Annotated in this window: 13 protein-coding genes; 11 read left to right on the top strand and 2 right to left on the bottom strand. The window is 73.4% G+C overall.

Annotated features, from left to right (window positions below; translation table 11 throughout):
• The 4 genes from VHA72_RS06900 to VHA72_RS06885 form a co-directional block, all read left to right on the top strand.
• The coding region (locus VHA72_RS06900) for a uroporphyrinogen-III synthase (RefSeq protein ID WP_325573709.1) at positions 1-795 on the top strand (795 nt) is incomplete at its 5' end.
• A gap of 28 nt (positions 796-823) precedes the next feature.
• Entirely contained in the window at positions 824-1291 is a 468-nt protein-coding gene (locus VHA72_RS06895) for a DUF1360 domain-containing protein (protein ID WP_325573708.1), read from the top strand.
• Positions 1291-2079 carry an SDR family oxidoreductase gene (locus VHA72_RS06890; RefSeq protein WP_325573707.1) on the top strand — a complete coding sequence of 263 codons (789 nt, stop codon included), beginning with the start codon at positions 1291-1293 and terminating at the stop codon, positions 2077-2079. The genes VHA72_RS06895 and VHA72_RS06890 overlap by 1 nt, the downstream gene beginning before the upstream one ends.
• 83 nt (positions 2080-2162) lie before the next feature.
• On the top strand, positions 2163-3764 hold the full coding sequence (locus tag VHA72_RS06885; protein ID WP_325573706.1) for a class F sortase: 1602 nt from the start codon (positions 2163-2165) through the stop codon (positions 3762-3764).
• A 6-nt stretch (positions 3765-3770) separates the two neighbouring features.
• Here the strand turns inward: VHA72_RS06885 and VHA72_RS06880 are convergent, their stop codons facing one another.
• The gene (locus VHA72_RS06880; RefSeq protein ID WP_325573705.1) at positions 3771-4673 is read right to left on the bottom strand and encodes a class I SAM-dependent methyltransferase; all 903 of its coding nucleotides are present in this window, start codon (positions 4671-4673) and stop codon (positions 3771-3773) included.
• A 35-nt stretch (positions 4674-4708) separates the two neighbouring features.
• Between VHA72_RS06880 and VHA72_RS06875 the strand changes: the two genes are divergently transcribed.
• The gene (locus tag VHA72_RS06875) at positions 4709-5413 is read left to right on the top strand and encodes a Fic family protein (protein WP_325573704.1); all 705 of its coding nucleotides are present in this window, start codon (positions 4709-4711) and stop codon (positions 5411-5413) included.
• 318 nt (positions 5414-5731) lie between these two features.
• Here the strand turns inward: VHA72_RS06875 and VHA72_RS06870 are convergent, their stop codons facing one another.
• Entirely contained in the window at positions 5732-6523 is a 792-nt protein-coding gene (locus VHA72_RS06870) for an HAD family hydrolase (RefSeq protein WP_325573703.1), read from the bottom strand.
• A gap of 121 nt (positions 6524-6644) precedes the next feature.
• Here VHA72_RS06870 and ssd point away from each other — a divergent pair, with 121 nt between their 5' ends.
• From ssd to VHA72_RS06840, 6 genes are all read left to right on the top strand, one after another.
• A complete protein-coding gene (ssd, locus tag VHA72_RS06865) occupies positions 6645-7679 on the top strand; it encodes a septum site-determining protein Ssd (RefSeq protein WP_325573702.1) in 1035 nt (344 codons plus the stop codon).
• Entirely contained in the window at positions 7676-8836 is a 1161-nt protein-coding gene (locus tag VHA72_RS06860) for a TadA family conjugal transfer-associated ATPase (RefSeq protein ID WP_325573701.1), read from the top strand. Before ssd ends, VHA72_RS06860 begins: the two co-directional genes overlap by 4 nt.
• Complete coding sequence (locus VHA72_RS06855; RefSeq protein ID WP_325573700.1) at positions 8833-9591, top strand: type II secretion system F family protein; 759 nt, start codon at positions 8833-8835, stop codon at positions 9589-9591. The genes VHA72_RS06860 and VHA72_RS06855 overlap by 4 nt, the downstream gene beginning before the upstream one ends.
• Positions 9588-10349: a type II secretion system F family protein gene (locus VHA72_RS06850; RefSeq protein ID WP_325573699.1), complete on the top strand. Its 762-nt coding sequence runs from the start codon at positions 9588-9590 to the stop codon at positions 10347-10349. The genes VHA72_RS06855 and VHA72_RS06850 overlap by 4 nt, the downstream gene beginning before the upstream one ends.
• A gap of 136 nt (positions 10350-10485) precedes the next feature.
• Complete coding sequence (locus tag VHA72_RS06845) at positions 10486-10671, top strand: DUF4244 domain-containing protein (RefSeq protein WP_325573698.1); 186 nt, start codon at positions 10486-10488, stop codon at positions 10669-10671.
• Complete coding sequence (locus VHA72_RS06840; protein ID WP_325573697.1) at positions 10668-11021, top strand: TadE family type IV pilus minor pilin; 354 nt, start codon at positions 10668-10670, stop codon at positions 11019-11021. Before VHA72_RS06845 ends, VHA72_RS06840 begins: the two co-directional genes overlap by 4 nt.
• The last annotated feature ends 152 nt before the right edge of the window (positions 11022-11173 follow it).

Raw genomic sequence — 11173 nt, 5'->3', positions numbered from 1 at the left:
GCGCTGCGCCGGCGCGGGCTGCGCGAGCTGTGGGCGCCGGAGTCGGAGGAGTTCGACGACGTGCTGGCGCATCTGCGCGGGCGCGACCTGACCGGCAAGCGGATCGTGGTGCAGGAGCACGGCCAGTCGTTGTCGATGGTGGCCCACGCGCTGCGCCGGCAGGGCGCGAGGGTGGAGACGGTGACGGTCTACCGGGTGGCCTCGGCGGTCGATCCCACCCCGGTCTTCGCGCTGGTGGACCTGGTCGCCGACGGGGTGCTGGACGCCGTCACGTTCACCTCGGCGCCGGCGGTGGCGGCGTTCATGGAGGCGGCCGGCTCGGTCGGGCGGCGCGACGAGGTCGTCGCGGCGTTCCAGGCCGACGTGGTGGCCGCGTGCGTGGGCCCGGTGACCGCCGCGGCCTTCGAGCTGTGGGGCGTGCCGACGATCTTCCCGGAGCGGTCCCGGACGGCGGCCATGGTCAAGCAGCTGGAGGTGGAGCTGCCCTCGCGGCGGGCGGGTCTCTCGGTCGCACTGGCCGGCGGGCGCACCCTGTTGCTGCACGGCGACGACGTCCTGCTCGACGGGGTCGAGGTCAGGCTCTCGCCGGCTCCGGCCGCCGTCCTCCAAGCGCTGGTCGCCAACCCGGGTGTCGTCGTCTCGCGGCAGGCGCTGCTCGCTCAGCTGCCCTCCGGCACGGCCGGCTCCGAGCACGCCGTCGAGATGGCGGTGGCTCGACTGCGCTCGGCGCTGGGCACCCGCGCGGTGCAGACGGTGGTCAAGCGGGGCTACCGGCTGGCGGTGGCGCCGGGTTAGCGCTCCGGGCGCGGGGTTACCGGACGGCATGGCCGACAGCCCCCACAACCACGACCGGATCGCCGGCTACCTCACCGTGATGTCGGTGTTCGGCGGCGTGGTCAGCGGCACCGCCGCCATCGCCCGGCTGCGCGGCCGCGGCCTGCCGACGTCGTACGCGATTCCCGATCTGGTGCTCGGCGCGATCGCCACCCACAAGTTCGCCCGGGTGCTGAGCAAGGACGGGGTGACGACACCGATCCGGGCCCCGTTCACCGAGTTCGAGGAGAACATCGGCTCGGCGGAGGTGCAGGAGTCGCCCCGCCCGGAGCCGGCCCGGCACGTGGTCGGCGAGCTGATCACCTGCCCGTTCTGCCTGGCGCCGTGGATCGCCTCGACGTACGTCGCCCTGCTCACGCTGGCCCCGCGGGTGGCCCGCGCCTGGGCGGCGGTGTTCAGCATGGTGGCCGGCTCGGACTTCCTGCAGCACACCTACGCGCACGTGAGGACCGACTGATGAGCCATCCACGTCTCGCCGTCGTCACCGGGAGCGACTCGGGCATCGGTGCCGCGACCGCCTCGCTGCTGGCCGCGGAGGGCTACGACCTCGGCCTGACCTTCCACCACGACGAGGAGTCGCTGCTGGAGACGGTGCAGGCGGTGGAACAGCGCGGGCAGCGCTGTTTCGTCGAGCCGTACGACGCCAGCAGCACTCGGGCCGGCGACGTCGTCGACAGCCTGGCCGAGCGGCTCGGCGGCCTGGGGGTGGTCGTCAACGTCGCCGGCACCGGACACAACGACCGTGCCCTCGACCTGTCCTATGACCGCTGGCGGCAGGTGCTCGCCACCGACCTGGACGGGCCGTTCCTGGTGGCGCAGCGGGCCGCCCAGCGGATGGTGGACGCGGGCGAGGGCGGCCGGATCGTGAACGTGACCAGCGTGCACGAGCACGTTCCGCGCTACGGCTCGGCCGCCTACTGCGCGGCCAAGGCAGGACTGGGCGGCCTGACCAAGGTGATGGCGCTGGAGCTGGCCGAGCACGGCATCACCGTCAACGCCGTCGCGCCCGGCGAGATCGCCACCGAGATGACCGGGACGCCGGAGGCGGACGCCTACCGGACCGACCGGCCGGGCAACCCCACCGGACGGCCCGGGCACGTCGACGAGGTCGCCTCGGTGATCGGGTTCCTCTGCTCGCCCCGGGCGGCGTACGTCACCGGTGCCTCCTACGTCGTGGACGGCGGGCTGATGCTGATGGCCGCCCACGGTCACGACCTGCAGTCGCAGGAGTGGCGCACCGTCTGATCCCGGCTTACCCCAGTTCCGGTATATCAGCGCCCATCCGACCCACCGGCGAGCGGTGGCCGAGAGGCTCGACGCCGTTGTGCATGGGGCACAAGACATGGGGCGAGATCATGGGGAAGAACATCGGGCGCGTGTGCGCCCTCGTGATGCTGGTCGCGGGAACGCTGGTGTCGGTCGGGGCGGGTCGGGCCGGCGCGACCGCAGCGGCTCCGGCCTGCACGGCGACCACCGAATACCGCTACGCCATGGTGATCCCGGGGACGCCGGCGGTCACCGCGACGCAGTACCGCGTCCGCACCCGCGCCGCGCTGTACGGCACCGAGGAGATCAAGAGCATCCTGGGCTGGGACTTCGTCGACGGCGGTACGACGAGCGTCGCCGGGCAGACCGTCGCGGGGCACTGGGCCGCGGGTGACGCCGGCACGTGGTACGTCATCCCGGCCGTGATCATCAACATCGTGTGGGGGCCGTCCGGCGTACCGCCGAGCGTGCTGGGCACCGGCACCGTCTCGCTGTCGGCGTACGGCGGCCCGCACGTCGTCGTGCACTACGACGCCCACCAGGTGACGACGGACGACGGCTACACCGCCTGGGGTCCGTGGAGTGGCTGGTCGACCGACGATCCGGGTGCCGACACCGACACCCAGCAGGCACAGTCTCGGACCGTCGTGGTGACTCCCGCGGTCCCGGACCAGACGATCTACTACGTGCCGAACACCTGGGACTCGACCACGCTCACCGACGCGAACTGGACCACCGACATCCTGCCTGCGCCCTGGTATGTCGTCGACCAGCGCACGGTGACCGTGGCGGCGGCGTGCGTCATCCCAGCGGGCCACGACACGCACCCGAGCGGCGAGGCCAGCCTGAGCTGCGGGCCGAGCACGTCGAAGGTCACGCTGAAGGTGCGCCGCGACGGCACCCTGCACGGTCACCAGGTGCGCGCCAAGATCCGGATCGGTGGCCTGCAGCCGGGCGCCACCGCCTCGGGCACGGCCACCCTGATCGGGCCGTCGGCGCGCAAGCACGTCCCCGCGTCGGCGCCGCGGGTGGGCACGGTCCGGTTCCGCCACGGCAACGGCACCGCGGCCGTGGCGCTGCGCGTGACCCGGCCGGGCCACTACGCGTGGGTGATCTCGGCCGACGGCAGCAGCACCCGCTGCCGTCCGCCTGCGCTCGCGCACCGGCCGCGACCCGACATCACGCACGTGCCCACGGGGTACGACGGCGAGGTCGCCGTCGCCGGCCGGCACGCGGTGCCCGCGCTGTCGATCCCGGCGCTCGGCATCCACGCCTCGGTCCGGACCGTCGGCTCCTCGGCGGGCTCGATGAACGTCCCGGGCGGAGCCCACACGGTTGGCTGGCTCGCCTCGTCGGCGGCGCCCGGTGAGCTGATCGGCACGACGGTGGTCGCCGGCCACGTCTCCGACCGCAGTGACCACCCCGGGGCGCTGTGGAACCTGCGCGACGCCGCCCGGGGCCAGGTCGTGACGCTCGACGGTCACCGATTCCGGGTGCGCAGCGTGTCGTCGTACCTGCGCTCGAAGCCGCTGCCGCGCAGCCTGTTCGCCACCACCGGGGCCCACCGCCTGGTGCTGATCACCTGCACCGGACGGGAGTCACTGCCCGGCGGGCACTTCCACTACACCCGCAACCTGGTCGTCGTGGCGACGCCGATCCGATGAGCGCTGTCAGCGGAAGTCGATCAGCAGCAGTTCGTCGCCACCGTCGTCGCTCGGCCCGTCGGTGACCACGCGCGGCAGCCGGGTCGCGGTGTCGGTGGTGAGCCGGGTGGCGGTGGTGGCGGTGTCGACGCTGCTACCGGTGGCGCCGGTGCCGACCGGCGCCACCGGGACCGGCTTCACCCGGGCGTGCTCCAGCACGGCGCTGCGGAAGACCCGGCACCGGTAGGGCAGTTGCATGCCGTCCATGCCGCGGCCGTAGTCGTCGTAGAACGCCAGCACTTCGGCGCGCTTGGCCTCGCGCTCCTCATCGGTCGCGGTGTTGAGGTTGGAGCGGGAGAGCACCAGGTCCTGGATCGACTCGCGGTTGATCACCTGCCAGAACCGGAACTCGTTCTCCTCGACGGCGCTGAACAGCCCGGAGTCGTCCAGGTCGGCGGTCGGCGACACCTTCTGCTCGGGGCGACCGATCATCGCGTCCAGTCGGCGCACCCACGGGATCCGCTTGTCGCGCTGGTTGTGGATCACCACGATGCGCCCACCGGGAGCCAGCACCCGCGCGATCTCCGGGAGCGCCCGGTCCAGGTCGAACCAGTGGAACGCCTGCCCCGTGACCACCGCGTCGTACTGCTGGTCGGCGGCGGGGATCTGCTCGGCCGAGCCGACCGTGGCGCGCACGTCGGGCAGCTTCGCGGAGAGTACGTCGAGCATCTGCTCGTCCGGCTCGGTCGCGAACACCTCGTGCCCCAGGCCCACCAGTACCTCGGTGAGCTTGCCCGTCCCGGCGCCGAGCTCGAGCACCCGCAGCGGCTTCTCCCCGAGCGCCCAGGCCACCGCCTCGGCGGGATAGCTGGGCCGGCCGCGGTCGTAGGACGCGGCGAAGGTTCCGAAGGAGAGGGCGGGATCGGTCATCCCCGCCAGGATAGGCCGGTCTAGGCTCAACCCTCGTGACCGACGACCCTCTGGCCTGGCTCGTGTCGCTGGAGGGTGTGGCCTCGGCGTACGCCGCCGCCCGCGACGGCATCGACGTGATGCTGCGCGACCGGGGCCTGCGCCGTACCTCTCCCGAGATCACCGCCGAGTCCCTGCTGCGCGGCGCGCACGCTTCGGCGGTGCTGGAGGGCTCGACCTCCACCCTCGAGGAGATCCGCTCCTCCGGCGGCGACGAGGTGGCGCAGGACGCGGTCCGGCTCTCGGTCGAGCTGCTGTCGCTGGTGCCGGTGATCAGGCGGACACCGTTGCAGGCCTTCGCCCGGATGCATGTCCTGGCGGGCGGGTCCGGGCATCCGCGGGGGAGCGAGCAGGCGGGCCGGCTGCGGTCGCTGTCGCAGATGCTGCTCGCGCCGACCAGAGTCCCGGCGCTGGTGGTCGCGGCGCTGGTGCATGCCGACCTGGCCACCGTGGCGCCGTTCGACTCGCGCAACGGGCTCGTCGCCCGGGCCGCGGAGCGACTCGTCCTGGTGGCCCGCGGGGTGGACGAGAAGTCGCTGGTGGTGCCCGAGGCCGGGCACCTGGCGCTGCGGCAGGCCTACGAGTCGAACCTGCGCGGGTACGCCTCCGGGACGCGGCCGGGACTGCACTCGTGGCTGCTGTACGGCGCGGAGGCGTTCAGCGCGGGCGCCGAGGCCTCGCCGCTGCGGGACCCGAAATAGCTGGTGGCACCCGATCGCTTGACCGAGTGCCACCGCGAACACGTGTCGCGGGGCTACCAGGCGTGCATCATCAACTGCTGCCGCGGGACTGATTCCCGACTTCGGCGCGCCCTGTAGGAAGGGTAGATCGCCGCGTGGGTACCCCTTGTCACGTGTGGGTTCTTGAGTTGTCCTAAGACCGTTCTACGCCTCTTGCCCGGACGCTTCAAGGGTTGACTTGTGCCGGTTGTGGAGGATCATTCCTCCCCTTCCGAACGTGCCTCCGGGGTGGCTTCGGGATGGCTTCGGGATGGCTTCGGGGTGGGCCCGGGCGCGGGCTCAGGCGCCCTCGCGGCGGCGCGCCCGGGCGCCGGCCCACAGCACCCCGCCGAGCGCCACGACACCGCCCACGGCGATCGCGGCCAGGGTCGGGCCCGCCGGCGGCAGGGAGCTGCGCAGCGCGACCGGCTTGGTGAAGACGAGGATCGGCCAGTCGCGCTCCTTGGCGATGCGGCGCAGCTCCTTGTCGGGATTGACCGCGTAGGGATGGCCGACCGCCGCCAGCATCGGCTCGTCGGTCATCGAGTCGGAATAGGCGTAGCACCGGGCCAGGTCGTAGCCCTTGTCGGCGGCCAGCTCGCGCATCGCCTCGGCCTTGCCCTCGGCATAGGCGTAGAAGGCGATGGTGCCGGTATAGCGACCCTCCTCGACCTCCATCCGGGTGGCGATGACGTGGTCGGCGCCGAGCAGTTCCCCGATCGGCTCGACGACCTCGGTGCCGCTGGCGCTCACGATCACCACGTCGCGGCCCTCGGCGTGGTGCTGCTCGATGAGCTGGACAGCCTCGTCGTACACGAGGGGGTCGACGATGTTGTGCAGCGTGTCCGCGACGATCTCGCGCACGGTGCTGACGTCCCAGCCGGTGACCAGCTCGGACATCATCTGGCGCATCTTCTCCATCTGATCGTGGTCGGCGCCGCCGAGCACGTAGACGAACTGGGTGTAGACGCTGCGCAGGAGGGCCTTGCGCGAGATCAGGCCGCCGGCCTGGAAGGGCTTGCTGAACGCAAGCGTGCTCGACTTGGCGATGATCGTCTTGTCGAGATCGAAGAAGGCGGCGCTGGTCCCCACGTCTCCATCGTAGGTGTGGAACGGGCCGTCTTCCGTCCACAATGGCACTTCCGACCGAGCCAATCCACAGGGACCAACGTCCCTGGTTCGGTACGTCGGGGGTCGCGGGCAGGCTCGGCCCATGACCGCATTGCTGCTGATCTCCGCCGACGACCTGCTCCTCGACGAGCTGCTCCGCCTCGCCGCCGCCGCGGGCGCCACGCCCGAGGTGGTCCGTGACCTCTCGACCGGATTGCGGGCCTGGTCCCGTGCCCCGGCGGTGGTCGTCGGCGCCGATCTGCTCACCGAGATGGCCCGGCTCGGGCCGCCGCGGCGCCCCGGCGTTCATGTGGCGGGCTGGGGCGCGGCCGGTGAGGAGGTGTTTCGTGCCGCGCTGGCGCTCGGCGCCGAGCACGTCGTCGAGCTGCCCGACGGCGCGTCCTGGCTCACCGCGCTGCTGACCGACGTCGGCGACGACGCCGGCCGCGGGATGACCGTCGGTGTGGTGGGCGGCTCGGGTGGCGCCGGTGCCACCACGTTCGCATGTGCCCTGGGCCAGTCCGCCGCGAGGAGTGGTGCCACGCTGGTGGTCGACGCGGATCCGCTCGGTCCCGGCATCGACCGGGTGCTCGGCCTCGAGGAGCAGCAGGGCGTGCGCTGGGCCGACCTGGCCCATACCAGCGGACGGCTGGGCGCGCGGGCGCTGCGCGAGGCACTGCCTCGCCAGGGCCGACTCGGCGTGCTGACCTGGGCGCCGAGTGACCATCGCCGGCTGGATCCGGCGGTGGTGCGTGAGGTGCTCTCCGCCGCTGCTCGAGGGCATCAGACGGTGATCATCGACCTGCCCCGCAACGAGAGCGCCGCCGAGCTGGTGCCTCGTTGTGACCAGTTGATCGTGGTCGTCAACCCGACCGTCACCGGGATCTCCTCGGCGGTCCGGCTGGTCGAGGGGCTCGCCGACGGCGTGCGGGCCGGTGTCGTGGTCCGCGGGCCCGGTGCCGATCCGGAGACCGTTGCGCGGGCGATCGGGCTCCCGGTGATCGCGGAGATGTCGCACCAGCGCGGTCTGGCCGAGGCGATCGACCTCGGGCTGGGGCCGCTGCGCTCGCGCCGCGGCCCGCTCGCCAAGGCGGCGAGCGCGGCGCTGGGCCGGTGTGTCCTCCAGGCGGTGGCATGACCGCGTCCACGGGCCTGGACCTGGCGCCGGAGGCGATCGACGGCGTCCGGGAGTGGCTGGCGCGGGTGCCCGGCGCGCTGACTCCGCAGCGGGTGGCCGAGGCGCTCCGCGCGGCGGGCCGGCCGGTCGGGGACGCGACGGTGTTGACCGTGTACGAGGTGCTGCGCCGTGACATCGTCGGTGCCGGGCCGCTGGAGCCGCTGCTACGGCTGCCCGGCGTGACCGACGTGGTGGTCAACGGGCCCGACCAGGTCTTCCTCGACCGGGGAGCCGGCCTGGAGCCTGCCGGTGTCAGCTTTCCCGACGATGCCGCCGTGCGGCGCCTCGCGCAGCGACTGGCGGCCGCGGCCGGGCGCCGGCTGGACGACGCCGCGCCGTACGCCGATGTCAGGCTCGGCGATGGCACCCGGTTCCATGCGGTGCTGGCGCCGCTGGCCCGTCCCGGCACCGCGATCTCGCTGCGGGTGCCGTCGCGCCGGGTGTTTACGCTGGCCGACCTGGTCGCGAGCGGGATGGTCTCCTCGGCGGGCGGGGAAGTGCTGCGGCGGATCGTCGAGCGCCGGCTTGCGTTCCTGGTCACGGGTGGCACCGGCACCGGGAAGACGACGTTGCTCGCCGCGCTGCTGTCGATGGCCGACCCACGCGAGCGGCTGGTGGTGGCCGAGGACTCCTCCGAGCTGCGGCCCGATCATCCGCACGTGGTCGGCCTGGAGGCACGTCCGGCCAATATCGAGGGCGCCGGGCGGGTGGAGCTGCGCACGCTGGTGCGGCAGGCGCTACGGATGCGCCCGGACCGGCTGGTCGTCGGCGAGGTGCGCGGTGCCGAGGTGGTCGACCTGCTCGCCGCGCTCAACACCGGCCACGAGGGCGGCTGCGGCACCCTGCACGCCAACTCCGCGGCCGACGTTCCGGCGCGGATCGAGGCACTGGCGTTGGCGGCGGGGCTCGGTCGAGAGGCCGCTCACAGCCAGCTTGCCGCGGCGCTCGACGCGGTGATCCACCTGACCAGGCGCGGCGGAGTGCGCCGTGTCGCCGAGATCGCGGTGCCTCGGCGCGACGGGTCGGGGCTGGTCACCCTGACGACCGCGGTGGAGCTGTCTGGCGACGATCCGGTCGAGGGCCCGGGCGCCGCCCGACTGGCGGACCTGCTGTCATGAGCGTCCTCCCAGCCGCGCTCGCGGCCGCCGCGGCGGTGATGCTGGCGCTGCCGGCCCGACCGCTCGTGATCGCCGGGACGGGGATGCTGCGGTGGCTGGTGGCCACGGCCGTGCTGATCGGAGTCGTCCTCTGGGTGCCGACGCGGTGGTGGCCGGTGGTTGCGATCCTCGGGCTCGCCGGGTTGGGCGGAGTGAGACTCTGGCGTGCACGCCGGTCCCGGCAGGAGGTCGCCCTCACCTCCGGTCGCGTGGTCGAGCTGTGTGAGCAGATCGCCGCCGACCTGACCTCCGGCCAGCCGCCTGGCGCGGCACTCGCGCGGGCCGCGACCGACTGGCCGGAGGTGGCGCCGGTGGCCGAGGCGTTCCGGGTGGGCGCGGACGTGCCCGCCGCCTGGCGGCTCGCAGCCACGCGCCCCGGTGCCGAGGAGCTGCGCATCGTCGCCGCGGCCTGGCAGGTGGCCCATCGGACCGGCCAGGGGCTGGCCACGGCGATCGACCAGGTGGCGCTCGACCTTCGGGCGGCTGCTGCGACGGCGCGGGTCGTCGACGGTGAGCTGGCCTCCGCCCGGGCCACGGCGCGGATGATCGCGTTGCTGCCGCTGGGTGCGCTGGCGCTCGGCTCCGGTGTCGGCGGCGACCCCTGGGCGTTCCTGCTGTCCACACCCGTCGGGCTGAGCTCGCTCGCCCTCGGCCTCGCCTTCGGATGGGTCGGGCTGTGGTGGATCGAGCGGATCGCCCGCGGGGTGACGACATGAGCGGGGCGCTCGCCGCGCTTCTCGCCGGTCTCGCCGGCGCGTTGATGGTGCCACCACGGGTCGGGGGCGCGATGGGTGTGCCTGGGCCTGAGCTAGCCAGCGAGACCGATCAGGCCGGAGAGGGTGCCGCACCTGGGATCGCCACCGGGAGCCCGGGCTGGATGGTGCGCTGGCGATGGCTGTTGTCGGCGTTGGCCGGTGCGGGCGCGGCGAGCTTCGTCGGCGGCCGTGTCGGCCTGCTCGCTGCTCCGGTGGCGATCGCCGCCGCCTGGGTGACGCTGGGCCGGGTCGAGCCGATCACCGTGCGGCGTGAGCGCGAGCAGGCCCGGCGCGAGCTGCCCCATGTCGTGCGGCTGCTGGGCACCGCTCTTGCCGCCGGAGCCGCGCCGACCGACGCGCTCGAGGTGGTGGCGGAGGCGTTGCCCGGAGCCGCCAGCCGTCGGCTGCGGCCGGTCGCGGTGCGACTGAGCCTGGGAGCCGATCCCGTCGCGACCTGGTCGGCCCTGGCCGCGGATTCGGCCCTGGCGCCGCTCGGCCGGGCGCTGGCGCGGGCGCAGTCCGGAGGAGTTCCGGTCGCGACCGCCGTGACGCGCCTGGCCGACGACATGGCACGCATGGCACGCGCCGATGTGGAGGACCGAGCGCGGGCTGTCGGCGTACGGGCCGCGGCGCCGCTCGGCCTGTGCCTGCTGCCGGCGTTCCTGCTTATCGGGATCGTGCCGCTGGTCGGCGGCCTGCTGGGCTCACTGGCTCTTTGAACGGCCAGGTCCTGTCCACAATGCGGCTTCCGAACGTCACCGTCCACAGGCCCAGAGATCGAGGTCGATCGCGGCTTCGCGAACGCGGATCGTCGAAGTGAACGCCGCACCCGGCGGCCGACCGTGAGGAGAAGAGATGACCCGTTCCCGTCGCCGTTCCTGCCGTGGTGAGCGCGGCATCACCACCGCCGAGTACGCCGTGGGCACCGCCGCCGGTGCCGGCCTGGCGGGCCTGCTGTTCAAGCTGCTGACCGGCAGCTTCGGCAGCGACCTGCTGCACAAGCTGTTCGACCACGTGATGTCCCTGCTGGGGATCGGGTGAGCCGGGAGCGCGGCGCCGCCACGGCGGAGCTCGCCATGGTGCTGCCGCTGCTGGTCGCCGTGACGATCGGGCTGGTCTGGCTGCTCAGCCTCGGTGCCGCGCAGGTCCGCGCCGTCGACGCCGCCCGCGAGACGGCCCGGGCCCTGGCCCGCGGTGACGCCCAGGCCGAGGCGGTGGCACGCGGCGAGGCCGCCGGCCCGTCCGGCACCCACATCGCCGTCTCGCGCGACGGCGACCAACTGCAGGCCACCGCGACCGCCAGCGTGCACGGGCCGGGCGGCCTGTTCCGGTTCCTGCCTTCGGTTCGGGTGCGGGCCACAGCCGTGACCGCCGCGGAAGGGCTCTCATGAGCCGCCGCGGAGCAGTCCGGAGCGGCCGGAGGAAAGCCGCCATGGGTAATGCCATGGGTAATGACAGTGGGAGAAGGCGGCTCTTCGCGCGCGGTGGCGGAGGCCGTGGCGGCCGCTGCCGTGGCGACCTGGGCCGTGGCGACCTGGGCCGT

Source organism: Nocardioides sp. (assembly GCF_035547795.1).
Classification (GTDB): Bacteria; Actinomycetota; Actinomycetes; order Propionibacteriales; family Nocardioidaceae; genus Nocardioides.
Note: the sequence above shows the minus strand (reverse complement) of the source record. Positions and strands in the feature narration are given on the sequence as shown.

Excerpts from the sequence above, each read along its gene's own strand:
- VHA72_RS06850 (WP_325573699.1), top strand. The coding sequence starts at position 9,588 with ATGAGCGGGGCGCTCGCCGCGCTTCTCGCCGGTCTCGCCGGCGCGTTG.
- VHA72_RS06895 (WP_325573708.1), top strand. The coding sequence starts at position 824 with ATGGCCGACAGCCCCCACAACCACGACCGGATCGCCGGCTACCTCACC.
- VHA72_RS06880 (WP_325573705.1), bottom strand. The coding sequence starts at position 4,673 with ATGACCGATCCCGCCCTCTCCTTCGGAACCTTCGCCGCGTCCTACGAC.
- VHA72_RS06855 (WP_325573700.1), top strand. The coding sequence starts at position 8,833 with ATGAGCGTCCTCCCAGCCGCGCTCGCGGCCGCCGCGGCGGTGATGCTG.
- VHA72_RS06860 (WP_325573701.1), top strand. The coding sequence starts at position 7,676 with ATGACCGCGTCCACGGGCCTGGACCTGGCGCCGGAGGCGATCGACGGC.
- VHA72_RS06845 (WP_325573698.1), top strand. The coding sequence starts at position 10,486 with ATGACCCGTTCCCGTCGCCGTTCCTGCCGTGGTGAGCGCGGCATCACC.
- VHA72_RS06885 (WP_325573706.1), top strand. The coding sequence starts at position 2,163 with ATGGGGCACAAGACATGGGGCGAGATCATGGGGAAGAACATCGGGCGC.
- VHA72_RS06890 (WP_325573707.1), top strand. The coding sequence starts at position 1,291 with ATGAGCCATCCACGTCTCGCCGTCGTCACCGGGAGCGACTCGGGCATC.
- ssd (WP_325573702.1), top strand. The coding sequence starts at position 6,645 with ATGACCGCATTGCTGCTGATCTCCGCCGACGACCTGCTCCTCGACGAG.